Genomic DNA, 25,461 nt, shown 5'->3' with positions numbered 1-25,461 from the left:
GGACTACGAATGTCATCCCCTGGGACGGCGAGTAGGGTGCTCGCATGTCTCGCAGCATCAATCTCGCAGTGATCCCCGGTGATGGAATCGGCCAGGAAGTCGTGGCCCAGGGGCTCAAGGTCCTCAATGCCGTCCTCCCGCAGGATGTGAAGCTGGAGACCAAGGAGTTCGACTTCGGCGCCAAGCGCTACCACGCGACCGGTGAGACCCTCACCGACGCCGACGTCGAAGCCCTGAAGCAGTACGACGCGATCCTCCTCGGCGCGATCGGTGACCCCTCGGTCCCGTCGGGCGTCCTGGAGCGCGGCTTCCTGCTGAAGCTCCGCTTCCTCTTCGACCACCATGTCAACCTGCGGCCGTCGAAGCTGCTCCCGGGTGTCGCGACCCCCCTCAAGGGCGAGCCCGAGATCGACTTCATCGTCGTACGTGAAGGCACCGAGGGCCCGTACACGGGCAACGGTGGCTCGATCCGCACCGGGACCCCGCACGAGGTCGCCACCGAGGTCTCCGTCAACACCGCCTTCGGCGTGGAGCGCGTGGTCCGTGACGCCTTCGCCCGTGCGCAGGCCCGCCCGCGCAAGAAGCTGACGCTGGTCCACAAGAACAACGTCCTGGCGTACGCGGGTCACCTCTGGACGAACGTCTTCAACGAGGTGGCGAAGGAGTTCCCCGACGTCACCACCGACTACATCCACGTCGACGCCGCGACGATCTACCTCGTCACCGACCCGGCCCGCTTCGACGTGATCGTCACCGACAACCTCTTCGGCGACATCATCACCGACCTCGCCGCGGCCGTCTCCGGCGGCATCGGCGTCGCGGCCTCCGGCAACATCAACCCGAGCCGCGAGTTCCCCTCGATGTTCGAGCCCGTGCACGGCTCGGCGCCGGACATCGCGGGCCAGGGCAAGGCCGACCCGTCGGCCACCGTCCTGTCCGTCGCACTGCTCCTGCGTCACCTCGGCTACGAGGACCAGGCGGCGCGCATCGAGACCGCGGTCTCCACCGACCTCGCGGAGCGCGGCGACACGGTCCGCACCACCGAGCAGATCGGCGACGCGCTCGCCGTACGAGTAGCGGGCTGACCCGGCAGCTCATCCTTTTGGCACAGAAGCCGCCGGGTCCGGTTCACCACCCGGCGGCTTCTCGTATGCGGCTCCGGGTGCCACCATCGACACCCGGGCCGCATTCACGCTGTTTCTTCCTCGGCCCCCCGCGAGCGATAATCGAACGTGGGGCCGCGGAATGCAGGGTTACTCGGACGTCCTAGTACGAGAAGTACAGGCGTGAGCGCGGTCCGTCACCATCACACCGTGAAGGACTAGTACTCATGACGACGACGCCGACACCCACGATCGAGCTCAAGCCCACCTCCAGCCCGCTGTCGAAGGCGGAGCGCGAGGCGATCCTGGCCAACCCCGGGTTCGGTCGCCACTTCACCGATCACATGGTGACGATCAAGTGGACGGAGGGCCGCGGCTGGCACGACGGCCAGCTCGTGCCGTACGGGCCGCTCTCCCTCGACCCGGCGACCAACGTTCTGCACTACGCGCAGGAGATCTTCGAGGGCCTGAAGGCCTACCGCCGTCCCGACGGCTCGGTGGCCTCCTTCCGCCCCGAGGCCAACGCCGAGCGCTTCCAGCGGTCGGCGCGGCGCCTGGCGATGCCGGAGCTGCCGGTCGAGACGTTCATCGAGGCGTGCGACGCGCTCGTGAAGGCGGACAAGGCGTGGGTGCCGGCGCACGGTGGCGAGGAGTCGCTGTACCTGCGCCCGTTCATGATCGCGAGCGAGGTCGGGCTCGGCGTGAAGCCGGCCAACGAGTACCTGTTCATCGTGATCGCCTCGCCCGCGGGCGCGTACTTCCCCGGTGGCGTCAAGCCCGTCTCCATCTGGCTGTCGGAGGACCGCGTGCGCGCCGTCCCCGGCGGCGTGGGCGACGCCAAGACCGGCGGCAACTACGCGGCGTCCCTGCTCGCGCAGGCCGAGGCAGCGGAGAAGGGCTGCGACCAGGTCGCCTACCTGGACGCCGTGGAGCACAAGTGGGTCGAGGAGCTCGGCGGCATGAACCTGTACTTCGTGTACGGGGACAAGATCGTCACGCCCACCCTGACCGGCTCGCTGCTCGCCGGAATCACCCGTGACTCGCTGCTCACGGTCGCCCAGGACCTCGGCTACAAGTCGGAGGAGGCGCGGGTGTCGATCGACCAGTGGCAGGCGGACACGTCCGAGGGCACCCTGACGGAGGTCTTCGCGTGCGGCACGGCGGCCGTGATCACGCCTGTGGGTACGGTCAAGTGCCGCTCGGGCGAGTGGACCCAGAGCGGCGGCCGGCCGGGCCCGGTCACGATGAAGCTGCGCGAGGCGCTGCTCGATGTCCAGCGGGGCACGGCGGAGGACCGCCACGGCTGGATGCACGACCTCGGCTGAGGTCTGACCGCCTTACGTGACTCAAGGCCGGGCCCGGGAGTGAATCTCCCGGGCCCGGCCTTTGTGCTTCTCCTTGCGGACGGCTGCGGGGCCGCTTGGAGGAGGGGTGTGGTGGGACAGTGGGGGGATGTTGCGCGGGATCTTTGATGGGGATGCCGAGTTGTACGACCGGGTTCGGCCCCGGTACCCGGACGGGCTGGTGGAGGCACTGGTCCGGCAGGCGGACCTGAGCCCCGGCAGCAGCGTGCTGGAAATCGCTCCCGGCACGGGGCAGTTGACCGTGCCGCTCGCGCGGACCGGAAGCGCCCTCACCGCCGTGGAGCTGGGCCCGGCCCTCGCCGCCGTGGCCCGGCGCAATCTCGCCCCGTATCCGCGGGCCCACGTGGAGGTGGGTGAGTTCGAGGCCTGGCCGCTGCCGGAGGAGCCGTACGACCTGGTGGTCTGCGCGACCGCCTTCCACTGGCTCGACCCCGCTGTCCGGGTGCCCAAGATGAGGGAGGCCCTGCGGCCCGGCGGGACCCTCGCCGTCGTCACCACCGAGCACGTCGCCGGCGGCACCGCGGAGTTCTGGATCGAGGTCCAGCGCTGTTACGAGCGCTGGGACCCCGACGCGACCGAGCCAGGCCTGCGGCTGACTCCGGAGACCGAAGTCCACGCCGATACGGGGGAGTTCGACCGTGCGGACGGGCTCGGCCCCGTCACCGTCCGGCGCTTCGCGCGGGACATCACCTACACGTCCGACCAGTACCTCGACGTCCTGCGCACCTACTCGGGGCACCGCGCTCTCGACGAGGAGACCCGGGCCGGACTGCTCGGCTGCGTACGGGAGTTGATCCACGGCACCTACGGCGGGTCCATCACCAAGCGGTACCTGCACGAGCTGATCACGGCGTCGGCACGCTGACCGCTGTAGTACCGCCCTCGGTGCTCTCCTCCGCGGCCACCGGCGCTGGCGCCCGCTTCCGCTCCAGGATCACGTACACCACCCCGCCCACCACACCCGACAGCAGGAAACTGCAGTCCACCCCGCCGGTGAGGGAGAGCAGCGGGCCCTCGTAGGAGGGCAGCGAGACCGCCGCGAGGCCGACCACCGCGCCCAGGGCCCAGCTCACGGTCGCCGGGACGTTCCAGCCCGACCGGTACCAGTAGATCCCGCCCTTGGAACGGCGGTTGAAGACCTGGAGCGCCTCCGCGTCGTACACGCCCCCGCAGCGCGCGAAGCCGATCAGGGTGATCACCGCCCACGGCGTGCCGATCGCCGTGAGGAGGAGGACGAAGGACGTCATCGCGTCCTGCGCCTCCCACGCGTAGTGCCCCACGAACACGCACCCCGCGGCGACCACCGCCACCGTGTACGTCGCGCGGGCCCGCGACGCGCGCGGCAGGATCGCGTCCAGGTCGAGGCCCATCGAGTACAGCATCAGACCCGCGTTGCCCACCGAGCCGGCGGACGCGGCCAGGAGGAGCGGGACCAGGTACCAGGTGGGGGACGCCGAGACCAGCGGCCCCGCGTAGTCGAGCGCCGCACCCGCCGCGTACGCCGTGAACGTTCCGAAGAGCTGCGGCACGAGCAGCCCGGCAAGGAGTCCTGCCCAGGACGCCCGCAGCACCGTGCGCGAGCTGTGGCGGGTGGGGGAGACGTAGCGCGTGTAGTCGCCCAGGAGCGTGATGAACGCGATCGGGCCGCTCAGGCCCGCCGCCACGAGAGAGAGGAGCCACGTCGGCCAGAACGAGCCCAGGAGGTAGCCGCCGGTGTCGGGCAGCGCCGACGTCGTGAAGTCGGGGGCGTAGGCGACCGCCCCGAGGATCAGCAGTGCCGTCATGCCGACCGCGAGGACCCGCGACAGGCGCAGCAGAACCCGGTAGCCGTAGACCGCGCCCGTCACCGTGGCGGCGGCGAGGAGCGCGTACACGATCCCGTACGAGAGGCCGCTCGACGGGAGCCCCGTCAGGCGGTGCAGGACGCCGACCATCACGTCACCGCCGATCCAGATGGTCAGCGCGGTGTAGCCGAGGGAGAGCAGGAGGCCGACGACCGAGCCGACCAGGCGGCCCCGCACGCCGAACTGGGCCCCGGAGGAGGTGGAGAGATTGGTCCCGGTACGGAGCGAGACCAGAGCCAGCGGCGCGGTCAGGGCCGTGCCGATGACCGTGCCCGCCACCACCGAGGTGACCGACGCCCACCAGCCGAGGCCGAACGACACCGGCAGCCAGCCGAAGACGATCACCCCCAGGCAGAGGTTGGAGCCGAGCAGGATCGAGATGAGATCGCGGGGACCGCTGGTGCGTTCCCCGTCCGGGATGGTGTCTACTCCGCGCTGTTCTATCGGCATGAGGGTGCCCCTGACGCTCGATCGTGGCCGCCTGCGCACACAGGCCGCCGTTCGACTGTTTGAGTGCCGCTCAATGTGACCTGAGCCCAGCTCGTACGTCAATGCTTCCGTTGCGTGGATCTCGTGGTTAGAGTGGCGTTCAAACGATGGAGGTGTGGTGGCGTGCGGCTTACCCCCACGGAACGCGACCGGCTGCTGCTCTTCGGGGCGGCCGAGCTGGCCAGGGCCCGCAAGGCGCGCGGCCTCAGACTCAACGTCCCCGAGGCGACCGCGCTGATCGCGGACACGGTGTGCGAGGCGGCCCGCGACGGGGCCAGGCTCGCCGAGGCGATCGAGCGGGCGCGCTCGGTCCTCGGGCCCGACGACGTCCTGCCGGGCGTCGCGGACGTGGTGACCGAGGTGCATGTGGAGGCCGTTTTCGACGACGGCTCCCGGCTCGCGGTCGTCTCGCAGCCGATCGGGGAGGGTCTTGGCGGTGCGGCCCCGGGCGCACTGCTGCCCGGACCCGAGCACGCGGAGCTCGCGCCCGTCGTGACGCTCACCGTGCACAACACCGCTGCCGTGCCCGTCTCCGTGACCTCGCACTTCCACCTCTTCGAGGCCAACCCCCGGCTCGACTTCGACCGCTCCGCCGCGTACGGCATGCGGCTCGCGGTGCCGGCCGGGTCCTCCGTGCGCTTCGGTCCCGGCGAGAGCGTCGAGGTCGGGCTCGTGCCGATCGGCGGTGAGCGCGTCGCGATCGGCTTCGCCGGTTTGGTCGACGGGCCGCTGGACGCGCCCGGCGCCCGCGAAGAGGCCCTGCGCCGCGCCGCCGCCTGCGGCTATCTCGGCGTACCGGAAACGACTGAGCAGGAGGTCGAGCGATGAGCCGCCCCGGAGGCCACCCCGCCGAACCGCGCCGCCTCACCCCGTACGAGTACGCCGCCACACATGGCCCCCGCGCGGGCGACCGCGTCCGGCTCGGCGACTCGGGCCTGACCGTCCGGGTGGAGTCCGACGCGCAGAAGTACGGCGACGAATTCCTCGCCGGCTTCGGCAAGACCGCCCGCGACGGACTGCACCTGAAGGCCGCCGCGGTCCGTGAGACCTGCGACGTCGTCATCAGCAACGTGCTCGTCATCGATGCGGTGCAGGGCATCCGCAAGGTGTCGATCGGGATCCGGGAAGGCCGCATCCACGCCATAGGGCGGGCCGGTAACCCCGACACCCTCGACGGCGTCGACGTCGTCGTCGGCACCGGCACGTCCATCGTCTCGGGCGAGGGTCTGATCGCGACCGCCGGTGCCGTGGACACCCACGTCCATCTGCTGTCGCCGCGCATCATGGAGGCCTCGCTGGCCTCCGGGGTCACCACGATCATCGGCCAGGAATTCGGGCCCGTGTGGGGTGTCGGGGTCAACTCGCCCTGGGCGCTGAAGCACGCGTTCAACGCCTTCGACGCCTGGCCGGTCAACATCGGCTTCCTGGGCCGGGGTTCGTCCTCGCACGACGCCCCGCTGATCGAGGCGCTCGCCGAGGGCGGCGCCTCGGGCTTCAAGGTGCACGAGGACATGGGCGCGCACACCCGCGCGCTGGACACGGCACTGCGGGTGGCCGAGGAGCATGACGTCCAAGTGGCCCTGCACAGCGACGGGTTGAACGAGTGTCTCTCCGTCGAGGACACCCTGAAGGTCCTGGAAGGGCGCACCATCCACGCCTTCCACATCGAGGGCTGCGGCGGCGGACACGTCCCGAACGTGCTGAAGATGGCCGGCGTCCCGAACGTCATCGGCTCCTCCACCAACCCCACGCTGCCCTTCGGGCGCGACGCGGTGGCCGAGCACTACGGGATGATCGTCTCGGTCCACGACCTGAAGACCGACCTGCCGGGCGACGCCGCCATGGCCCGTGACCGGATCCGGGCCGGGACGATGGGCGCGGAGGACGTGCTGCACGACCTGGGCGCCATCGGGATCACCTCGTCCGACGCGCAGGGCATGGGGCGCGCGGGCGAGACCGTACGCAGGACCTTCGCGATGGCCGGGAAGATGAAGGCGGAGCTCGGCCCGATGGACGGCGACGGGGAGAGCGACGACAACGCGCGCGTCCTGCGCTACATGGCCAAGCTGACCATCAACCCCGCCATCGCCCACGGCCTGGCCCACGAGGTCGGCTCCATCGAGGTCGGCAAGATGGCCGACGTCGTCCTGTGGCGGCCCGAATTCTTCGGCGCGAAGCCGCAGTTGGTGCTGAAGTCCGGATTCCCGGCGTACGGCGTCGTCGGTGACCCGAACGCCGCGACCGACACATGTGAGCCGCTCGTCCTCGGGCCGCAGTTCGGCTCGTACGGCGCGACGCCCGCCGACATCTCGGTGGCCTTCGTCGCGCAGGCCGCCGTCGACCAGGGCAACGACCAGATGCCCACCCGGCGGCGCCGGGTCGCGGTGCGGGGCACCCGGGGCATCGGTCCCGCCGACCTGCGCCTCAACTCCCGGACCGGTTCCATCGACGTCGACCAGCGCTCCGGCCTGGTCACGCTCGACGGTGACCCGGTCAGGTCCGAGCCCGCCGACTCCGTCCCGCTCAACCGCCTCTACTTCCTGTAGCGCTTCCGCCAGTCCTCTCCAGCTTCCGCAGTCCTCTCCATAGGGATCACGATGACCTTCCACATGCCCGCCGAGTGGGCCCCGCACGAGCGCACCTGGATGGCCTGGCCGGGCCCCAACCCCACCTTCACGGACGAGCGCGAGCTCGCCGAGGGCCGGGCCGCCTGGGCGGGCGTGGCCCGTGCCGTACGCCGCTTCGAACCCGTCACGATGGTCGTCGGGACCGGCCAGAGCGAGTCGGCCCGCGCGCTCCTCGGCCCGGACATCGAGCTGGTCGAGCGCGATCTGGACGACGCGTGGATGCGGGACATCGGCCCCACCTTCGTACGCGACGGTGATCAACTGGCCGCCGTGGACTGGGTGTTCAACGGCTGGGGCGGCCAGGACTGGGCCCGCTGGGAGCACGACGCGAAGATCGCCCGCCATGTCGCCGACCTGGCCGGCGTGCCCGTCCACTCCTCGCCCCTGGTCAACGAAGGCGGCGGCATCCACGTCGACGGCGAGGGCACCGTCCTGCTGACGGACACGGTCCAGCTCGACCCGGGACGCAACCCCGGCCTCACCCGCGAGCAGGCGGAGGAGGCGGTCCACGCCCGCATCGGCACGCGAAAGGCGATCTGGCTGCCGCGCGGCCTGACCGGTGACTACGGCCGGTTCGGCACCCGGGGGCACGTCGACATCGTCGCCGCCTTCGCCGCGCCCGGTGTCGTCCTCGTCCACTCGCAGCAGGACCCCGCACACCCGGACCACGAGGTCAGCAAGGAGATCATCGGGGTCCTTCGCGGGCAGACCGACGCCCGGGGCCGCGCCCTGCAGATCGTCGAGGTGCCCGCGCCGACCGTCCTCACCGACGACGAGGGCTGGGTCGACTACTCCTACATCAACCACTACCTCTGCAACGGCGGCGTCGTCCTGTGCGCCTTCGACGACCCGCGCGACGAGATCGCGGCGGGCATCTTCCGCCGTCTCTTCCCGGAGCGGACCGTGACGCTCGTGGACGCCCGTACGATCTTTGCCGGGGGTGGTGGCATCCACTGCATCACCCAGCAGCAACCGAAGATCTAGCGTCAGAAGGTCTGGCGTCGGACGAATAACGCAGGAGTCCCCGTGGCCCAGGCCGCCCGCCGGAAGAACGCACCACCGCGCGAGGACGTGCTGGCCGCTGCCATGGAGATGATCGCCGAGCGCGGCCTGGAGAAGCTGACCATGGCCGCGCTCGGGCGTGAGGTCGGCATGAGCAGCGGCCACCTCCTCTACTACTTCCGCACCAAGGACGAGCTGCTCCTGCGCACCCTGGAGTGGAGCGAGTCCGCGCTAGGCGCCGAGCGCGGCCGGCTGCTCGCCCGGCAGGGCACGGCCCGCGAGCGGCTCGACGCGTACGTCGACCTGTATGTCCCCGACGCCCCCGGCGACCCCCACTGGACGCTCTGGCTGGAGGTCTGGAACCGCTCGCTGAACGCCGCCGACGACGAGCGCGACCGGCAGGTCGCCATCGAGAGCGCCTGGCACCGCGACCTGGTGGCGCTGCTCGCCGAAGGGGTGTCGCGGGGCGAGTTCGGGGCTCTGGACCCCGACCGGTTCGCGGCCCGGCTGCGGGCGCTGCTCGACGGATTCTCCATCCATGTGGCGATCGGCCTGCGCGGCACCGGACGCGAACAAATCCTCGCGCACGTACGGGAGTTCCTGGACGGAGCGCTCACCTCCGGCGCATAGGACCCGCTGGGCCCGTAGAACCCGTAGGACCCGAATACCCCGTCCACGTTGCTGCGGGTCAGCGGGCGCACGGTGGCGATGAACACGTCGGCGGGCGCGTACGCGGCTCGGACGACACCGACGTGGTGCCCGGCGGCACGCACGGAGTCCGTGACATTTTCCTGCGCCACATCCACTGACCCGGCGGCGCACCGCAACCATCGGACCATCTCGCGCATCACAGACATTGCACGCGGTGAACGCGCGCGCCGACCACGCGCACCATGAACGCCACGCACGCCATGAACACCGAGAGAGCACGGGGGATTTGACCATGCACAGCACCAAGCGCCGCGCCGCCCTGACGGCCGCCGCACTTGTCGCGGCCGTCACGGCCACGACGTTGCCCGCCGCCTTTGCCGCCCCCGGCGCCGCCGACACGCCCCGCACCGAGCGGGTGAGCGTCGCGGGGGACGGAGCGCAGGCCGACGGGGCGTCGGAGTACCCGGACGTCAGCGCCGACGGGCGGTACGTCGTCTTCTCCTCGGAGGCGAAGAACCTCACGCCGGGCGACACCGACACCTGGCCCGACGTCTACGTACGCGACCTCAAGCGCGGCACGGTCGAACGGGTCAGCGTGCAGGACTCCGGCGCCGAGTTCACCGACTTCGTGAGCCAGCGGCCGACCATCAGCGACAACGGCCGCTATGTGACGTTCGCCGCCGTCACGTACGAGCGGGGCGAGTACTACAGCGGCATCTACGTGCGGGACCTCAAGACGAAGCGGACCGAGCTCGTCAGCCTCTCGGACGCGGACAAGCCGGTGGAGGGGCAGAGCACGACGGCCGCCGAGACGAGCGAGGACGGCCGGTACGTCACGTTCGTCTCGTCGCTCAAGGACAACGGCGACTACGTGGACGGGATGAACAGCGGCGTGTACGTCCGCGACCGCAAGAAGGGGACCACCAAGCGGATCAGCGAGATCGTCACCGGCGGGGCCAGCTCGTCGTACTTCATCTCGCAGTTCACCGTGAGCGCCGACGGCAGCCACATCGCCTACTCGATGGGCCAGCAGCGTCCCGGCCTCGACGGGCGCACCTACCTCTACGACAGGAAGACCGGCCAGAGCAGGCGCCTCGACCTCACGCCGTCCGGCGCCGACCGCGAGGTCGGTGTCGACTCGCTGACCAGGGACGGGCGGTACGGCGTCTTCACCGCGCGCTCCGGCGACCTGGTCCCCGGCGACACGAACGAGAAGTACGACGTCTTCCGCATCGACCTGCGCACCGACGCCATCGAGCGGATCGTGTACGCCGCCGACGGCAGCCAGCCGGACGGCAACTCCATCGAGGCCAAGATCACCCCGGACGGCCGCCGCGTCGTGTTCGTCTCCAGCGCCTCGGGTCTCGTCGCAGGCGATCCCGGCAGCGCCTCCCTCTACGTACGCGATCTGCGCACCGGCAAGAACCAGCGCGTGGACGTGCCGCAAGGCGGCGGCGAGGCCGACTCCGCCGTCTCCCACTACGGGCTCAGTGCGGACGCCCGGACCGTCGCGTTCACCTCGGACGCCACGAATCTGGTGCCGGACGACACCAACGGGGTGCGGGACGTCTTCGTGCGTCACCTGCGCTGACACGGCCGTACGGCGTGCGGGCGGCGCACCCACGCGCCGCCCGCACCGTGGTGCCCGGACCGTCCAGGTGCGCCCGCATCGTGAGACGGGGCAGCGCGGTGTGTGCGGGCTGTGGCAGGCTGCCACCGTGCTCTCGTTCGCCATGATTATTGGCAGCAGGCGCGCCGGTCCGCAGTGACCGTCTCGTACCACCATGTACGGGCGGACACCGTCGTCTCTCGACCCGCGCGCAAACCTCTCGTACCCACGAGGGGTTTTTTCGTTTCCTGGCCCAACATCAGCCGGACGCGGAGCGCGAGGGATCATTGAGGCGGTGGAGCCGGTCATTCCGGTAGACCGAGATCCGACACAGGAGCCAGATCAGCATGACGGAAACCAGCACACCCGACGATTCGTTCCACGTCTTTGACACCACGCTGCGCGACGGAGCACAGCGTGAGGGAATCAACCTGACCGTCGCGGACAAGCTGACCATCGCCCGGCACCTGGACGACTTCGGCGTGGGCTTCATCGAGGGCGGCTGGCCGGGCGCCAACCCCCGCGACACCGAGTTCTTCGCCCGCGCTCAGCAAGAGATCACCTTCCGGCACGCCCAGCTCGTCGCCTTCGGCGCCACCCGCCGCGCCGGTGGCTCGGCGGCCTCGGACCCGCAGGTCAACGCCCTGCTGGAGTCCGGCGCCCCGGTCATCACGCTGGTCGCCAAGGCTCATGACCGGCACGTCGAGCTCGCCCTGCGCACGACCCTGGAGGAGAACCTGGAGATGGTGCGCGACACCGTCTCCTACCTCCGCGACCAGGGGCGGCGCGTCTTCGTCGACTGCGAGCACTTCTTCGACGGCTACCGCGCCAACGCCGAGTACGCGAAATCCGTCGTCCGCACGGCCTCCGAGGCGGGCGCCGACGTCGTCGTCCTGTGCGACACCAACGGCGGCATGCTCCCCGCCCAGGTCAAGGCGATCGTCGGCACCGTGATCGCCGACACCGGCGCCCGGCTCGGCATCCACGCGCAGGACGACACCGGCTGCGCGGTCGCCAACACCCTCGCCGCCGTCGACGCCGGTGCCACCCACGTGCAGTGCACCGCGAACGGCTACGGCGAGCGGGTCGGCAACGCCAACCTCTTCCCCGTCGTCGGCGCCCTTGAGCTCAAGTACGGCAAGCAGGTCCTGCCCGAGGGCGCGCTGCGCGAGATGACCCGCGTCTCGCACGCCATCGCCGAGGTCGTCAACCTCACCCCCTCCACGCACCAGCCGTACGTGGGCGTCTCGGCCTTCGCCCACAAGGCGGGCCTGCACGCCTCCGCGATCAAGGTCGACCCGGACCTCTACCAGCACATCGACCCGGACCTGGTCGGCAACCGCATCCGGATGCTGGTCTCGGACATGGCGGGCCGCGCCTCCATCGAACTCAAGGGCAAGGAGCTCGGGATCGACCTGGGCGACGACCGGGAGCTGGTGGGCCGGGTCGTCGAGCGGGTCAAGGAGCGCGAGCTCCAGGGGTACACGTTCGAGGCCGCCGACGCGTCCTTCGAGCTGCTGCTCCGCGAAGAGGTCGAGGGGCGCGCCCGGCGCTACTTCCGCGTCGAGTCCTGGCGGGCCATCGTCGAGGACCGGCCCGACGGCACGCACGCGAACGAGGCGACGGTGAAACTGTGGGCCAAGGGCGAGCGCATCGTCGCCACGGCGGAGGGCAACGGCCCGGTCAACGCGCTCGACCGGTCGCTCCGGGTGGGTCTGGAGCGGATCTACCCCCAGCTCGCCAAGATGGAGCTCGTCGACTACAAGGTCCGCATCCTGGAGGGCAAGCACGGCACGTCGTCCACGACCCGGGTACTGATCTCCACCAGTGACGGTGACGGCGAGTGGTCGACGGTGGGTGTCGCGGAGAACGTCATCGCGGCGTCCTGGCAGGCGCTGGAGGACGCGTACACCTACGGACTGCTGCGGGCGGGCGTCGAGCCGGTCGAGTAGGACGTCCGGCAGAGGCGGCCGTGGACCGCCGCCGGGGGCGCGACTGAGTTAGCTTCGAAGTATGAGTATTGGGGCGAAGCGAATATTTGTCGCGCTGTCCGGCCTCCTCGTGTCCCTGGGTGCCGTGTCGTTCACGGCGGCGCCCGGGGCGGCGGCCGCCACCAGTGTCCCGGCCGTGGCCGACGCCTGGGAGAAGAGCCCGGTGTACGTGGATCCGGCCGCCTCGGACCAGCTGTCCGGGGTCGAGGCGAACGCCCTCGCGGACAAGATCAAGGATGCCGACAAGCCCGTGTTCGTGGCGGTGCTGCCCGCCGACTTCCCCCGCCAGGATCTCTTCCAGAAACTGCGCACCGAGACCGGCGTGACGGGTGTGTACGGGATCAGGCTCGGCGACAAGTTCGACGCGAAGGCCGACCGGCAGGTCCTGAGCAACGCCGCCGTCTCCAACATCGTCACGACCTACGGCGGCGTGGCGGACACGAACACCCAGCTCAACGCCTTCGTCGACCAGGCGGTGAAGGACGCCCGCGGCACGGCGCCCGCTTCCTGGGGCGGCTCCGGTTCCGACAACGCGTCCACGGGTGCGCTGATCGGTGTCGGCGCGGTACTCGTCGCGGGCGGCGCGGTCACGTACGCGGTGGTCCGGCGCAACCGGCGGCGGAAGGCCGAGGAGCAGCGGGCCGCGCTGGAGAAGCTGCGGGTCGTGGTGGACGAGGACATCACGGCGTACGGCGAGGAGCTCGACCGGCTCGACTTCCACCCCGCGGAGGCGGGAGCGGACGACGCGATGCGCGCGGACTACGAACGGGCCCTCGACTCGTACGAGAACGCGAAGTCGTTCATGGCGGCGGCGGAGCGGCCCGAGCAGGTGCGGGCCGTCACCCAGTCCCTTGAGGACGGCCGCTTCTCGCTCGCCCTGCTGGCCGCACGCCGGGAGGGAAGGCCGCTGCCGGAACGCCGCGCCCCGTGCTTCTTCGACCCGCGCCACGGCCCCTCGGTGAAGGACGCCCAGTGGGCGCCGCCGGGCGGGGCCGAGCGGACGGTCCCGGTGTGCCTGGCCGACGCGACGCGCCTCGCGGACGGGGACGAGCCGATGTCGCGGACCGTGGCCACGGATTCGGGGGAGCGCCGCCCGTACTGGGAGGCGGGCCCCGCCTACGGCCCCTGGGCCGGCGGCTACTTCGGCGGCGGCCTGCTGCCGGGCCTGCTCGTCGGCACGATGCTGGGCGGAATGATGGCAAGCCCGGCGTACGCGGCGGACTACGGCTCGGGATACGGGGACTTCGGCGGCGGCGCCGGTTACGACGGCGGCGACTACTCGGGCTCGGACTTCGACCCCGGGGACTTCGGAGGGGGCGGTGACTTCGGGGGCGGCGGCGATTTCGGCGGTGGCGGGGACTTCGGGGGCGGGTTCTAGGGCTGGGGGCGGGCCAGGCAGGTTGACGTATCACCAGACTCACGAGACGATACGTCTCGTCCTGTTCAGTGTGCGCCACCCCGGAGGTTCCCCCATGCAGCAAAGGCAGCAACGTCAGCAGCAGTACGTCGAAGTCGCCCCCGGCATCAAGCTGTGGACGGAGCGGCGCGGTGACCCCGAGGCCCCCGCCCTGCTCCTGATCATGGGCGCCCAGGCCTCCGGTCTCGGCTGGCCCGACGCCCTGGCCGACGATCTCGCCACCCGGCATCAGGTCATCCGCTACGACCACCGGGACACGGGCCGCTCCACCTCCACCTTCGACCAACGCCCTTACCCCATAACCGACTTGGCGCAGGATGTCGTAGCGGTCCTGGACGCCCTGGGAGTGGAGCGCGCGCATCTGGTGGGCATGTCCCTCGGCGGCATGCTGACCCAGCTGGTCCTCGCCGACCATCCCGAGCGCGTCCTCAGCGCCACGCTGATCGGCACCTGCGCGCTCAGCGAAGCCCCATACGCGGCCCCGGACGGAACCGAGATCCCCGTGGCCGAACTCCCCGGCATAGCCCCGGAAGTCCTGGAGCTGTGGTCCCGCCCGGTGGAGGACGCGGGGCTAGAGGCCGAACTGGACCGCAGGGTGGAGCACTGGCGCGTCCTGAACGGCCGCCAACTCGGCGTGGACGACGCGTACTTCCGTGACCTGGAGCGCCGTATCATCGAGCACACCGGCACTCACATCGCCTCGACGGCGCATGCCCGGGCCGACGACTCCCACATGCTCCGCACCGACGCCCTGGCCGGGACGAAGGTCCCCACGCTCGTCGTCTCCGCCCCGGCCGAGCCGGTGTTCCCGCCCCCGCATCCGCAGCACCTGGCCCAGGTCGTCGGTGGCGGCACCGCGCACCTGGTGGAGATCCCGGGCATGGGTCACGCACTGCCCCCGGCGGTCCAGGGTCCCCTCGCGGAAGCGGTCCTGGCCCACACCGCGTCCCTCCGCCCCTAGGGCCCTTCCGCCGCCGCGTGCCACCACCGCGGTGGTGAGGGGCCGACCACGCGGGACGTGGGCTGACTCGGGTGCAGGCCCAGCGGACGGAGCGCGTCGGCCCACACGTGAATCACGTAAGAACCGTGCCAGTGACCGTCGGGCCCCGGGCCGCACATGAGGTCCCAGTACATCTCGTCCGGCGCGAACGGCATCCAGTCGATGCCCCGCTCACGCAGTCAAGCGCGGACAGCGGCCAACGGCGCCGGGCAGCCGCGCACGTTCTCGTACGCGGCGACGGTGATCCACTGGTGCGGGTCGGGGCTCATGCCCGCAATGGTGCCAGACAACAAGGCAGGCTCACCCGGCCCGGCTGCCCGATCACGCCGTCAGCCCCGCCCCCAACCCCGTGAGTTCGGTGGACAGCTGCCAGAGGCGGGCCGCCGCCTCGGGGTCCGTCGCCCATGGCTTGACGCCGCCGATCAGCATGTCCTCCGTCATGGCGGGCTCCGCGACATCGCAGTCCTGGCAGTACGCGCCGCCATGGGCGTCGAGCAGCGGTGACGTGGCGGCCCACACGGCGGTGGCCGCGCCCTGCGCCGGGGTCTTGAAGCCCTGCGCAGGTGTGCCGTCGGCGGTCACCCAGCCCTGCGCGATCTGTTCCTCGCGGGGGATGTGGCGCTGGAGGGGCGTGAGGATGCTGCCGGGATGGACGGAGAAGGCCCGTGGCCCGCTGCCCGCGGTGCCCACGGAGTCCAGGTGCACGGCGAAGAGCGCGTTCGCCGTCTTGGACTGGGCGTAGGCGAGCCAACGGTCGTACCCCTCGCGGAAGTGCGGGTCCGCCCAACGGATGCCGGAGAGAAAATGGCCTGAGGAGGCCACGGACACCACCCGTGCCGTGCCGTGACGCAGCGCCGGGTAGAGGTGGTTGACCAGGGCGAAGTGGCCCAGGTGGTTGATCGCGAAGTGGGACTCCCAGGTGCCGTGCGGGCCGACGCGGGTCTCGGGGCAGGCCATCACGCCCGCGTTGTTGACGAGGATGTCGAGGGTGCGGTGCCTCGCGAGGACGCCTTCGGCGAAGTGCCGGACGCTGTCCTGGTCCGCCAGATCCATCGCCCGCACCTCCACGCGGTCGGTGCCCCGCAGGGCCTCCTCGGCGACACGGGGCCTGCGCGCCGGGACGATGACGTGCGCGCCGGCCCGGCCGAGCGCCCGGGTGATCTCCAGACCGAGCCCCGAGTAGCCGCCGGTGACCAGCGCGGTCCTGCCCGAGAGGTCGATGCCGGCCAGCACGTCGTCCGCCGTGCTCAGCGCGCCGAACCCACTGCCGATCCGGTGCTGTTGGTGCTTCTGTGTGGTCATGTGCGTGACGCTAGAAGCTGGACCGCGCTCTAGGGCAAGGTGAGCTGGTCCGGCACATCCCGAGAGCGGAAGACGGGACGAGATGAGCGAGCACGGCACGAACAACAACACCACCACCTGGCCCCTGCTCGACAGCGCCCACGCGGCACTCCGTGCTGCCGTCCGAGGGGTACGCGACGGGGACTGGGACCGCCCGACGCCTTGCGCGGAGTGGAACGTCACCCAGGTACTGCAGCACGCGGCGGGCGACCAGCTCGGCTACGCCTCGTCCCTCACCGGAGGCCCCGGCCCCACGGAGAACCCCTTCGCACCCTCGGGCAAGCTGACGGACTCCCCTCGGGCCGTACTGGAACCGGCGCTCGCCGCGGCGGCCGACGCGTGGGCGAAGGTCGACGCGACGGCCCAAGAGGTACGGGTGCCGCTGCCGCCCGGGACCATGACGGCCGCCCTGGGCATGGGTGCCTGCGCCCTCGACGCGGCGGTCCACGCGTGGGACATGGCAGTGGCCACCGGCCAACCCTCCCCGCTCACACCCGAGTTGGCGCGGCCCCTCCTGGAGGTGGCCCGCCAAATCGTCGAGCCCGTACGAGCCTTCGCCTTCGCCCCGGCACTGACGGAAGAGGAGGGCGGCCCGGCGAAGGGAGAGGCCGCCGAACTGCTGCGTTACCTCGGCCGCAGCCCCGACTGGGCGTAACCGGGTGCAACGAGACCACCCACCCACCCCGGGTAATCGGGTGGGTGGGTGGGTGGAAAGCATCCGTCGCGAAGCGGCGGCACGGAGAACGGTCCGAGGCTCAGGAGCCGGAACGAATCGCTGAGATGTCGAAGCTCAGCTTGATCTTGTCCGAGACGAGCACCCCGCCCGTCTCCAGCGCCGCGTTCCACGTGAGGCCCCACTCGGAGCGCAGGATCTCCGCCTTGCCCTCGAAGCCGACCCGCTCGTTCCCGAAGGGGTCCGTGGCGGAGCCGTTGAACTCGAGGTCGATGGAGAGCGGCTTCGTGGTGCCGAGGATCGTCAGGTCACCGGTGATGCGGTAGTCGTCGCCGCCCAGGGCCTCCGCCTTCGTGGAGCGGAAGGTCATCTCCGGGAACTCGTCGATCTTGAAGAAGTCCGCGCTCTTCAGGTGACCGTCACGGTCGGCGCTGCCGGTGTCGATGCTCGCCATCTGCACGTCGATGGAAGCAGTCGAAGCGGACGGGTCGCTGCCGTCCAGGTGCAGCGTGCCGGCGACGTCGGTGAAGGAGCCCTTGACGTTCGTGACCATGGCGTGGCGGGCGACGAAGCCGATCGACGTGTGCGAGGGGTCGATCGCGTACTCGCCGGTGAGGGCGGCCAGGTCCGGGTTGACCGGGGCGGGCGCCGTGCCGGTGGCAGTGGCGGTTGCGGTGTCGGTTTCGTTCTTGCGGCCGAAGAGACCCATGACTGCTCCTAGGGGACGAGCTGCGACCGGGGAGGCCGAGCTGCGAGCTACGGGGGATCTATATGTTGAATGTTCAACGAGATTGACTCTAACGCGATTCGGTTCAATGTTCAACATCAAGCGGAGCGTGTCGCTGCGATCACGCAAAGGGGGGGATCGACTGTGAGGTGTCTCTCACGTGACGCTTTGTGGAATCCCTACAGCCGGAGACGGCTCTGAGCAGTCACTTCGGGCGCACTGGAGTGAGCTTCTGTTCGGGGGTGCCAGGAAAACGGGCCGGAGACTGTTCATAGTCGACGGTCCGTTTTTATGGGCCCGCTTCGTAAGGTCACTACATGACCGTTTTGGACGACACCGCTTCTTCTCCCGAGGGCGAGCCCACCGACGCGCGTGGGCGCGTGGCAGAGCTGCACGCGATCCGTGCGGAGGCGCTGCGCGGCCCGAGTGAGAAGGCGACCGAGGCCCAGCACGCCAAGGGCAAGCTGACCGCGCGTGAGCGGATCGAGCTGCTTCTGGACGCCGGGTCGTTCCAGGAGGTCGAGCAGTTGCGCCGGCACCGGGCGACCGGGTTCGGCCTGGAGGCCAAGAAGCCCTACACCGACGGTGTCATCACCGGCTGGGGCACCGTCGAGGGCCGCACGGTCTTCGTCTACGCGCACGACTTCCGCATCTTCGGCGGCGCGCTCGGTGAGGCGCACGCCACGAAGATCCACAAGATCATGGACATGGCCATCGCGGCCGGTGCCCCGCTGGTCTCGCTGAACGACGGCGCCGGGGCCCGTATCCAGGAGGGCGTCTCCGCGCTCGCCGGGTACGGCGGCATCTTCCAGCGCAACACCAAGGCCTCGGGAGTGATCCCGCAGATCAGCGTGATGCTCGGCCCGTGCGCGGGCGGCGCGGCCTACAGCCCGGCCCTGACCGACTTCGTGTTCATGGTGCGTGAGACCTCGCAGATGTTCATCACCGGCCCGGACGTGGTCCGCGCGGTGACCGGCGAGGAGATCTCCCAGAACGGTCTGGGCGGCGCGGACGTGCACGCCGAGACCTCGGGCGTGTGCCACTTCGCGTACGACGACGAGGAGACCTGCCTCGCCGAGGTCCGCTACCTCATCGCGATGCTGCCCTCCAACAACCGCGAGAACCCGCCCACCCACGAGTCCGACGACCCGGCGGAGCGCCGCTCGGACGTCCTGCTCGACCTGGTCCCGGCGGACGGCAACCGTCCGTACGACATGGCCAAGGTCATCGAGGAGCTCGTCGACGACGGTGACTTCCTGGAGGTCCACGAGCGCTGGGCCCGCAACATCATCTGCGCGCTGGCCCGCCTGGACGGCAAGGTGGTCGGCATCGTCGCCAACCAGCCGCAGTCCCTGGCCGGCGTCCTGGACATCGAGGCCTCCGAGAAGGCGGCCCGCTTCGTCCAGATGTGCGACGCCTTCAACATCCCGATCGTGACGCTCCTCGACGTGCCCGGCTTCCTGCCCGGCGTCGACCAGGAGCACGGCGGCATCATCCGCCACGGCGCCAAGCTGCTCTACGCCTACTGCAACGCCACCGTGCCGCGGATCTCGCTGATCCTGCGCAAGGCCTACGGCGGCGCGTACATCGTCATGGACTCCCAGTCCATCGGCGCCGACCTGACCTACGCCTGGCCCACCAACGAGATCGCGGTGATGGGCGCCGAAGGTGCCGCCAACGTCATCTTCCGCCGGCAGATCGCGGCGGCCGAGGACCCCGAGGTCATGCGGCAGAAGATGGTCAAGGAGTACAAGGCCGAGCTCATGCACCCCTACTACGCCGCGGAGCGCGGCCTGGTCGACGACGTCATCGACCCCGCCGCCACCCGCGAGGTGCTCATCAGCTCCCTCGCGATGCTCCGCAACAAGCACGCTGACCTGCCGTCCCGCAAGCACGGCAACCCCCCGCAGTAATCCTGCAGTAGCCCACAAGGAGAACGCTGCACATGAACACTCCCGACATCCGCGTCGAGAAGGGCCACGCCGAGCCCGAAGAGGTCGCCGCCATCACCGCGATCCTGCTGGCCCGTAGCGCCGCCGCCACCGCGCAGGCGCCCACGCCCCGCCGTGGCCGCGACAGGGCCGGCTGGCGCCGCCTGGAGCGCACCCCGGGCTTCCGCGCCCCGCACAGCTGGCAGGGCTGAGCCCCTCGCCCGACAGCATCCGACAGGGCCCCGCACCGACTTCCGGTGCGGGGCCCTGTCGCGCTCGTCCGCGGGCCGTCCCGCCCAAAGGCCGCCGCTGCGCGGCGATTCTTTCCCGCCCCCCGGATCACCCCGCAGCGCAATCGGCTGGACGGCCGGGAGGGGCCTGTCCGCCCAGGAGCGGATGCGGGGTAATCGGGAGAGTGGGCGGGGAGCATCGCCGCGCAGCGGCGGCCGGACCGCCCCGCGTCCGCAGGCAAAGGCAATGGGCCCCGCACCCACCTGAGGGGGCGAGGCCCATCGACGTACAGGCAAGGACCGCCAACGCAGCCGCGCGACTACCGCAGCCGAGCCATCAGCGCGTGCTCCACGAGCGTGATCAGGCCGCTCTTCGCGTCGGCGCGATGCCGCGCGTCCGTCGTGATGATCGGCGTGTCCGGCCCGATCTGGAGAGCTTCCCGCACCTCGTCCGGCGTGTAGGGCTGGTGGCCGTCGAAGCCGTTGAGGGCGATGACGAAGGGCAGGCCCGAGTTCTCGAAGTAGTCGACGGCGGGGAAGCAGTCGGCGAGCCTCCTCGTGTCGACCAGGACCACCGCGCCGATGGCGCCGCGGACGAGGTCGTCCCACATGAACCAGAAGCGGTCCTGACCGGGCGTACCGAAGAGGTACAGGATCAGGTCCTGGTCCAGGGTGATGCGGCCGAAGTCCATGGCGACGGTCGTCGTCGTCTTGTCCCCGGTGTGAGTGAGGTCGTCGATGCCCGCGGAGGCGGACGTCATGACGGCCTCGGTGCGCAGCGGGTTGATCTCAGAGACCGCTCCGACGAACGTGGTCTTGCCCACGCCGAAGCCGCCCGCCACCACGATTTTCGCGCTGGTGGTGGAGCGGGCTGTTGCTCCGCCGCTAGAGCTTGCGAAGTCCACTGAGCACCCTTTCGAGCAGTGTCACGTCTGGCTGGCCGCCGGCGGACTCGTCGCCGCCCGGCTGATGGATGGCGACAAGTCCGGCCTCCGCCAGGTCGGCTACGAGGATCCGGGCGACGCCGAGAGGAATGGAGAGAAGTGCCGAGATCTCAGCGACTGACTTGATCTCGCGGCACAGATTGCAGATCCGCTGATGCTCGGGCAACTGGCCCTGCAGCTGGTGCGGTTGTGCGGTGGTGTGCACCAGCGCCTCGATGGCGAGCTGGTAACGGGGCCTGGTGCGGCCGCCCGTCATGGCGTACGGGCGCACCAGGGGGTTGCTCGCGGCGGGCGCCGGTTCGGGGGCGCGTCGCTGTGGCTGCACTGGCTGGATCCTGGGGGTATGAGGCTGCTCGTACGGGCTCTGGCGGGGGCCCGGCTGCTGCGGCTGCTGGTAAGGCCTGCGGTGCTGGCTGGGCGCGGAGGGGAAGTTGTACCGGTTGGGTGCCCCGTCGTGCGGTCCCTGGCCCTGGCCGTGACCAGGCGACCAGTTGGCCGATGACGAACCGTCCGGGGGTGTTCCTGAGCCTGCCACGTACTCCTCCTCCGACTGTGCCGGGCACCATCATTCTGGAGCCGCGTCCCGAAACCTTACGGCCACGGGACGCGAAAACGCACCGTACGTCTATTAGTTGAGAAGGCTCCCCTGCAGCTCCGCACGCAGGTCGGGCGTGAGTACGGTGCCGGCACGGTCGACAAGAAGTGCCATCTCGTACCCAATGAGACCGATGTCCGCGTCTGGGTGGGCCAGTACGGCCAGCGAGGAGCCGTCGGAGATGGACATAAGGAAGAGAAATCCTCGCTCCATCTCCACAACGGTCTGGGTCACGGAACCGCCCTCGAAGATCCGGGAGGCCCCGGCGGTGAGGGAGGTCAGACCGGATGCGACGGCCGCGAGCTGATCGGCACGGTCGCGGGGGAAGCCTTCGGACATCGCCAGAAGGAGTCCGTCGGCGGAGACCACCACCGTGTGGGACACCCCAGGGGTGTTGTCCACGAAGTTGGTGATCAACCAGTTCAGGTTCTGCGCCGCCTGGCTCATCGGGCTCACACTAACGCTCCTGGTTGTAGGTGCTGTCAGAGCCGAAGCCCTGGCCATTCGTGGTGTCACTGCCTGCGTTGCGTCCACGCTGGACGCCGCGGCGCAGGTTGCTCAGCCGACCCCGGACATCCTCGGGGTCGCGGGAGACCTGAGGGCCTCCCTGTGGGGTCTGTTCCGCCGTGCCCTCGACCAGATTGGCCTTGGGCACCCGCTTCGGGAGACCGGACGGGGTGACGCCACCCGCCTTGGGCTCCTTCAGCGACTCGGCGCGCTGCCAGCGGTCGTCGTTGGACGAGCGCCAGCTGCTGTCGTTGTCGCCGTTCCCGGCGTCGCCGAACAGTCCGGCACCGCCGTTTCCGGTGTCTGCCGGGGCCGGGCCGCTGCCGGTCGCACCGGTGGACCCGCGGCGCGGGAGGCCCGCGGCGGTCGTGTCGTGGACCGCGGACGGGCCCGGTCCGGGACGCTCGAAGCCTACGCGCTCGGCACCGTTCGCGGGAGCCGCCGGACCAGATTCCGGTTCCGGAGAGTACTCGGTCCGATACGCACCCGAGTTGTCGTCATATCCGTCACGCGTCGGCCAGTCGTCCTGGTGAGAGCGGTCAGGATAGGCCACGAACGGTTCGGACACGGCACCCGTACGAGCGGCGTGATCGTCGTGACCGGCCTCCGTATAGGGGGCGTCCTGGTAGCCGTCCTGCGCCGGGTAGTACGCGTCGTCGTACGCCGGCTGCGCGCCCTGACCCTGGTTGTACTCGTCGTACGCCGGGGCCTGCTGACCGTACGCGGGGTCGTAACCGCCCTGCTGCTGGTCGAAGCCCTGCTGCTGCGGCTCCATCTCGTCACGGAAGAGCGGACGGCCGTCACCGGACTGCGCCTGCGCCTCCAGGGCGGCACGCCGCTCCTCACGCATCAGCGAGCGGCCCACGGGGTCGAGCTCCTGGGAGTCGGCGGCGTCGCCGTTGTAACGGCTGTCGTCGAAGCCCAGTTCGGCCGCCGTACGCATCGGCTCGTGGTGGAAGGCGGGCTGCTCCGGGGTGTGCTGCTCCGGCATGATCGAGGAGACCGTGAACTCGGAGTCGGGCAGCTGGTGTTCGCCGCCGCCACCGTGCGTGATCCCGTCGGGGAGCATGACGAGCGAGGTCGTGCCGGCCTGCTCGCCCGAGGGGCGGAGCTGGACGCGGATGCCGTGCCGGTCGGAGAGGCGGCCGACCACGAACAGGCCCATGCGCTGGGAGATCGCGGCGTCCACCGTCGGCGGGTTGGCCAGCTTGTGGTTGATGTCCGCGAAGTCCTCGGCGGTGAGGCCGATGCCCTTGTCGTGGATCTCGACCATGATGCGGCCGTCGGGAAGACGGGTCGCCGTGACGCGGACCTTGGTCTGCGGCGAGGAGAACGTGGTGGCGTTCTCCAGGAGCTCGGCGAGCAGGTGCACGAGGTCGGTCACGGCGAGGCCGTGGATCTCGGCCTCGGGGACACCGGAGAGCTCGATGCGCTCGTACTGCTCCACCTCGGAGGAGGCGGCGCGCAGTACGTCGACCAGCGGGACCGGCTGGTCCCAGCGGCGGCCGGGCTCCTCGCCGGAGAGGACCAGGAGGTTCTCGCCGTTGCGTCGCATACGGGTCGCCAGGTGGTCCAGGCGGAAGAGGCTCTCCAGCTGGTCCGGGTCGGCCTCGTTGTTCTCCAGGTCGGTGATGAGGGTCAGCTGGCCCTCGATCAGGGACTGGTTGCGGCGCGAGAGGTTGGTGAAGATCGCGTTGATGTTGCCTCGCAGGAGGGCCTGCTCGGCGGCGAGCCGGACGGCCTCGCGGTGCACCTGGTCGAAGGCGCGCGCGACCTCGCCGATCTCGTCCGTGGAGGAGATCGGGATGGGCTGTACGCGGGTGTCGACGCGGCCCGGGTCGGTGCGCGAGAGCTGGTCGACCAGCATCGGCAGCCGCTGCTCGGCGATGCCGAAGGCGGCCGTACGCAGCTGGCGCATCGCGCGGGACATCTGGCGGGCCATGAGCCCGGCCAGGATGAAGGCGGCGAGCAGCGCGATCACGACGATGGCGCCGGTGATGTACGCGTTGCGCTGGGCGTCGGCGGCGATGTCCGACGCCTCGGTCACGGCCTTGTCGGCCAGGTCGGACTCGATGGTGCGGTACGCGTCGAACTTGGCGGACGTGGTGGCCCACCAGGCCTCGGGAGTGATGCCCTTGCCGGCCAGTGCCACCCGGGCACTGGGCTGCGTGGACTCCAGCTGCGCCATGGCGGCGACCATCGCCTCGGACGACGGCGGCGGGACGAACGTCTCGCCCTTGGCCTTCGCGGCGGCCGCGGCCTGCTTGGCCTGCTTCTCGCCGTCGGCCTTCAGCTGCTTCTTCGCGGCCTCCAGCTTGGCGACGTCACCGGGGGTGCCACCGCCCGTGTACTCCTCGATGGCGATGCCTTCGAGGTAGGCGTATGAGGAGATCGCCACGCGCTGCTTGGCGAGGCTGGTGGCGGTGGGGCCCGGCTTGACCAGCAGGTGCGTGCCGAGGGAGCGCTGCAGGGAGAGCGCGGCCTTCGTCAGCGAGATCGCGTAGACGGTACGGCCGTAGCTGGTGATGTTTCCGGTGCCCAGACCGAGCTCGTTGGCGAACTCCATCAGGGGGTGCTGGATGGCTACGTAGCCCTCTTCGGTCTGCGCGCCGGAGAGCTTGGAGGTGTACGCGGCCTGGCGCAGCGCCTGCAGACCCGGCTCCACCTTGTGGAAGCCGTCGAGGCGGCGCTTGAGGCCTTCCTTCTGCGGCATGTTCTCCGCGGCGGCGTCGAACTCGTCAGCGGCCTTGTCGGTGGCCTTGCGGGCCTTCACGACGACCGGGTCGTTCTTCTTGCCGCGCAGCAGCGGGGCCGCGGAGAGGTCGCGCTCCTCGATGAGGCGGTTGCCGTAGTTCAGCGAGGCCTGCACGAGACGGGCCGTGTGCTCGGCGTCCTGGGCTTCGCTCCAGGTGTCGATCGAGCCCTTGACCTGGAAGCCGCCCATGACGAGGCCGACCAGCACGGGTATGAGGAGGATCGCGTTCAGTCGGGTCGGCACGCGCCAGTTGCGCGGGGACATTCTCCCGCCGGTGGGCGCCGGCGGCTCCATGCCCTGCACATCGGTGGGGGACGCCGCTGTGCGCGGCGGCGGGGTGAAGTTGCCCCGCGTGTCCCGCGTATGCGGCGGTGCGGGGCTCGGCTTGCTTCGCCTCACTCGACCAACAACCTCTCGGCGGCGGGACCTACACCGGTCCCGCTGTCGTCTCCAAGGCCCGTGCTACTGGGCAGTTCAGCGCATTCCAGCACGTCAGGGGGTCCTCTACCAAACAGTGGGAAGCGCAAGTTCCGAGTGGTGTAAGCCTCAGATAAAACGGTCAAAAAGAGCGAGCCCCGCCAAAAGGCGGGGCTCTCGTGCGCGCAGCGACACCGAATGACCGCGACGCGTGTCGGCGCCCGGCGAATTCTCTGTCGAAACG

The 25,461-nt window shown here is 70.3% G+C and carries 21 protein-coding genes; 14 read left to right on the top strand and 7 right to left on the bottom strand.

Annotated elements, in window-relative coordinates:
- The first annotated feature begins 44 nt into the window (after nt 1–44).
- The 3 genes from OG302_RS13335 to OG302_RS13325 all read left to right on the top strand — a co-directional run bounded on the left by OG302_RS13335 (nt 45) and on the right by OG302_RS13325 (nt 3,332).
- Nucleotides 45–1,085, top strand: a complete 1,041-nt coding sequence (locus OG302_RS13335; protein WP_371526986.1) for a 3-isopropylmalate dehydrogenase — start codon at nt 45–47, stop codon at nt 1,083–1,085.
- 245 nt (nt 1,086–1,330) lie between these two features.
- Entirely contained in the window at nt 1,331–2,428 is a 1,098-nt protein-coding gene (locus OG302_RS13330; RefSeq protein ID WP_371526985.1) for a branched-chain amino acid aminotransferase, read from the top strand.
- Between the two features lie 127 nt (nt 2,429–2,555).
- A complete protein-coding gene (locus tag OG302_RS13325; RefSeq protein ID WP_371526983.1) occupies nt 2,556–3,332 on the top strand; it encodes a class I SAM-dependent methyltransferase in 777 nt (258 codons plus the stop codon).
- Here the strand turns inward: OG302_RS13325 and OG302_RS13320 are convergent.
- A complete protein-coding gene (locus tag OG302_RS13320) occupies nt 3,313–4,761 on the bottom strand; it encodes a cytosine permease (RefSeq protein ID WP_371526982.1) in 1,449 nt (482 codons plus the stop codon). The genes OG302_RS13325 and OG302_RS13320 overlap by 20 nt on opposite strands.
- A gap of 162 nt (nt 4,762–4,923) precedes the next feature.
- Between OG302_RS13320 and ureA the strand changes: the two genes are divergently transcribed.
- The 8 genes from ureA to OG302_RS13280 all read left to right on the top strand — a co-directional run bounded on the left by ureA (nt 4,924) and on the right by OG302_RS13280 (nt 15,058).
- Complete coding sequence (gene ureA / locus OG302_RS13315) at nt 4,924–5,628, top strand: urease subunit gamma (protein WP_371526981.1); 705 nt, start codon at nt 4,924–4,926, stop codon at nt 5,626–5,628.
- Nucleotides 5,625–7,346 carry an urease subunit alpha gene (locus OG302_RS13310; RefSeq protein WP_371526980.1) on the top strand — a complete coding sequence of 574 codons (1,722 nt, stop codon included), beginning with the start codon at nt 5,625–5,627 and terminating at the stop codon, nt 7,344–7,346. Before ureA ends, OG302_RS13310 begins: the two co-directional genes overlap by 4 nt.
- A 51-nt stretch (nt 7,347–7,397) precedes the next feature.
- The gene (locus tag OG302_RS13305; RefSeq protein ID WP_371526979.1) at nt 7,398–8,411 is read left to right on the top strand and encodes an agmatine/peptidylarginine deiminase; all 1,014 of its coding nucleotides are present in this window, start codon (nt 7,398–7,400) and stop codon (nt 8,409–8,411) included.
- Between the two features lie 102 nt (nt 8,412–8,513).
- Nucleotides 8,514–9,059: a TetR/AcrR family transcriptional regulator gene (locus tag OG302_RS13300; RefSeq protein ID WP_371750109.1), complete on the top strand. Its 546-nt coding sequence runs from the start codon at nt 8,514–8,516 to the stop codon at nt 9,057–9,059.
- A gap of 313 nt (nt 9,060–9,372) precedes the next feature.
- On the top strand, nt 9,373–10,671 hold the full coding sequence (locus OG302_RS13295; RefSeq protein WP_371526978.1) for a hypothetical protein: 1,299 nt from the start codon (nt 9,373–9,375) through the stop codon (nt 10,669–10,671).
- A 365-nt stretch (nt 10,672–11,036) separates the two neighbouring features.
- Nucleotides 11,037–12,641, top strand: a complete 1,605-nt coding sequence (cimA, locus tag OG302_RS13290; protein ID WP_371526977.1) for a citramalate synthase — start codon at nt 11,037–11,039, stop codon at nt 12,639–12,641.
- 61 nt (nt 12,642–12,702) lie between these two features.
- Complete coding sequence (locus tag OG302_RS13285; protein ID WP_371526976.1) at nt 12,703–14,058, top strand: hypothetical protein; 1,356 nt, start codon at nt 12,703–12,705, stop codon at nt 14,056–14,058.
- 94 nt (nt 14,059–14,152) lie between these two features.
- Nucleotides 14,153–15,058: an alpha/beta fold hydrolase gene (locus OG302_RS13280; RefSeq protein ID WP_371526975.1), complete on the top strand. Its 906-nt coding sequence runs from the start codon at nt 14,153–14,155 to the stop codon at nt 15,056–15,058.
- A 360-nt stretch (nt 15,059–15,418) separates the two neighbouring features.
- On the opposite strand, the gene OG302_RS13275 is transcribed toward OG302_RS13280, so the two are convergent.
- Entirely contained in the window at nt 15,419–16,399 is a 981-nt protein-coding gene (locus tag OG302_RS13275) for an SDR family NAD(P)-dependent oxidoreductase (protein WP_371526974.1), read from the bottom strand.
- Nucleotides 16,400–16,481: 82 nt separating this feature from the next.
- On the opposite strand from OG302_RS13275, the gene OG302_RS13270 reads away from it, so the two are divergent.
- Nucleotides 16,482–17,093 carry a TIGR03086 family metal-binding protein gene (locus tag OG302_RS13270; protein ID WP_371526973.1) on the top strand — a complete coding sequence of 204 codons (612 nt, stop codon included), beginning with the start codon at nt 16,482–16,484 and terminating at the stop codon, nt 17,091–17,093.
- A 100-nt stretch (nt 17,094–17,193) separates the two neighbouring features.
- Here the strand turns inward: OG302_RS13270 and OG302_RS13265 are convergent, their stop codons facing one another.
- Entirely contained in the window at nt 17,194–17,820 is a 627-nt protein-coding gene (locus tag OG302_RS13265) for a YceI family protein (protein WP_371526972.1), read from the bottom strand.
- A 335-nt stretch (nt 17,821–18,155) separates the two neighbouring features.
- On the opposite strand from OG302_RS13265, the gene OG302_RS13260 reads away from it, so the two are divergent.
- Together OG302_RS13260 and OG302_RS13255 are read left to right on the top strand one after the other, a co-directional pair.
- The gene (locus OG302_RS13260) at nt 18,156–19,751 is read left to right on the top strand and encodes an acyl-CoA carboxylase subunit beta (RefSeq protein ID WP_371526971.1); all 1,596 of its coding nucleotides are present in this window, start codon (nt 18,156–18,158) and stop codon (nt 19,749–19,751) included.
- A 32-nt stretch (nt 19,752–19,783) separates the two neighbouring features.
- Nucleotides 19,784–19,981 carry an acyl-CoA carboxylase subunit epsilon gene (locus OG302_RS13255; protein ID WP_361838172.1) on the top strand — a complete coding sequence of 66 codons (198 nt, stop codon included), beginning with the start codon at nt 19,784–19,786 and terminating at the stop codon, nt 19,979–19,981.
- A 338-nt stretch (nt 19,982–20,319) separates the two neighbouring features.
- Here OG302_RS13255 and OG302_RS13250 read toward each other — a convergent pair whose 3' ends face one another.
- The 4 genes from OG302_RS13250 to OG302_RS13235 all read right to left on the bottom strand — a co-directional run bounded on the left by OG302_RS13250 (nt 20,320) and on the right by OG302_RS13235 (nt 25,199).
- Nucleotides 20,320–20,904, bottom strand: coding sequence for an ATP/GTP-binding protein (locus OG302_RS13250; RefSeq protein WP_190084708.1), 585 nt, complete (start codon nt 20,902–20,904; stop codon nt 20,320–20,322).
- The gene (locus OG302_RS13245) at nt 20,885–21,478 is read right to left on the bottom strand and encodes a DUF742 domain-containing protein (RefSeq protein ID WP_361838169.1); all 594 of its coding nucleotides are present in this window, start codon (nt 21,476–21,478) and stop codon (nt 20,885–20,887) included. Before OG302_RS13245 ends, OG302_RS13250 begins: the two co-directional genes overlap by 20 nt.
- Before the next feature lie 93 nt (nt 21,479–21,571).
- Nucleotides 21,572–21,985: a roadblock/LC7 domain-containing protein gene (locus tag OG302_RS13240; protein ID WP_135330751.1), complete on the bottom strand. Its 414-nt coding sequence runs from the start codon at nt 21,983–21,985 to the stop codon at nt 21,572–21,574.
- A gap of 10 nt (nt 21,986–21,995) precedes the next feature.
- Nucleotides 21,996–25,199 carry a nitrate- and nitrite sensing domain-containing protein gene (locus OG302_RS13235; protein ID WP_371526970.1) on the bottom strand — a complete coding sequence of 1,068 codons (3,204 nt, stop codon included), beginning with the start codon at nt 25,197–25,199 and terminating at the stop codon, nt 21,996–21,998.
- Nucleotides 25,200–25,461 lie beyond the last annotated feature (262 nt).

It is taken from the genome of Streptomyces sp. NBC_01283 (genome assembly GCF_041435335.1).
GTDB lineage: Bacteria > Actinomycetota > Actinomycetes > Streptomycetales > Streptomycetaceae > Streptomyces.
This window is presented reverse-complemented; position numbering and strand designations above follow the sequence as displayed.

Coding starts and splice junctions, on each gene's coding strand:
- OG302_RS13335 (WP_371526986.1), top strand. CDS start 45: ATGTCTCGCAGCATCAATCTCGCAGTGATCCCCGGTGATGGAATCGGC.
- OG302_RS13330 (WP_371526985.1), top strand. CDS start 1,331: ATGACGACGACGCCGACACCCACGATCGAGCTCAAGCCCACCTCCAGC.
- OG302_RS13325 (WP_371526983.1), top strand. CDS start 2,556: ATGTTGCGCGGGATCTTTGATGGGGATGCCGAGTTGTACGACCGGGTT.
- OG302_RS13320 (WP_371526982.1), bottom strand. CDS start 4,761: ATGCCGATAGAACAGCGCGGAGTAGACACCATCCCGGACGGGGAACGC.
- OG302_RS13310 (WP_371526980.1), top strand. CDS start 5,625: ATGAGCCGCCCCGGAGGCCACCCCGCCGAACCGCGCCGCCTCACCCCG.
- OG302_RS13305 (WP_371526979.1), top strand. CDS start 7,398: ATGACCTTCCACATGCCCGCCGAGTGGGCCCCGCACGAGCGCACCTGG.
- OG302_RS13300 (WP_371750109.1), top strand. CDS start 8,514: ATGGAGATGATCGCCGAGCGCGGCCTGGAGAAGCTGACCATGGCCGCG.
- OG302_RS13295 (WP_371526978.1), top strand. CDS start 9,373: ATGCACAGCACCAAGCGCCGCGCCGCCCTGACGGCCGCCGCACTTGTC.
- cimA (WP_371526977.1), top strand. CDS start 11,037: ATGACGGAAACCAGCACACCCGACGATTCGTTCCACGTCTTTGACACC.
- OG302_RS13285 (WP_371526976.1), top strand. CDS start 12,703: ATGAGTATTGGGGCGAAGCGAATATTTGTCGCGCTGTCCGGCCTCCTC.
- OG302_RS13280 (WP_371526975.1), top strand. CDS start 14,153: ATGCAGCAAAGGCAGCAACGTCAGCAGCAGTACGTCGAAGTCGCCCCC.
- OG302_RS13275 (WP_371526974.1), bottom strand. CDS start 16,399: ATGACCACACAGAAGCACCAACAGCACCGGATCGGCAGTGGGTTCGGC.
- OG302_RS13270 (WP_371526973.1), top strand. CDS start 16,482: ATGAGCGAGCACGGCACGAACAACAACACCACCACCTGGCCCCTGCTC.
- OG302_RS13265 (WP_371526972.1), bottom strand. CDS start 17,820: ATGGGTCTCTTCGGCCGCAAGAACGAAACCGACACCGCAACCGCCACT.
- OG302_RS13260 (WP_371526971.1), top strand. CDS start 18,156: ATGACCGTTTTGGACGACACCGCTTCTTCTCCCGAGGGCGAGCCCACC.
- OG302_RS13255 (WP_361838172.1), top strand. CDS start 19,784: ATGAACACTCCCGACATCCGCGTCGAGAAGGGCCACGCCGAGCCCGAA.
- OG302_RS13240 (WP_135330751.1), bottom strand. CDS start 21,985: ATGAGCCAGGCGGCGCAGAACCTGAACTGGTTGATCACCAACTTCGTG.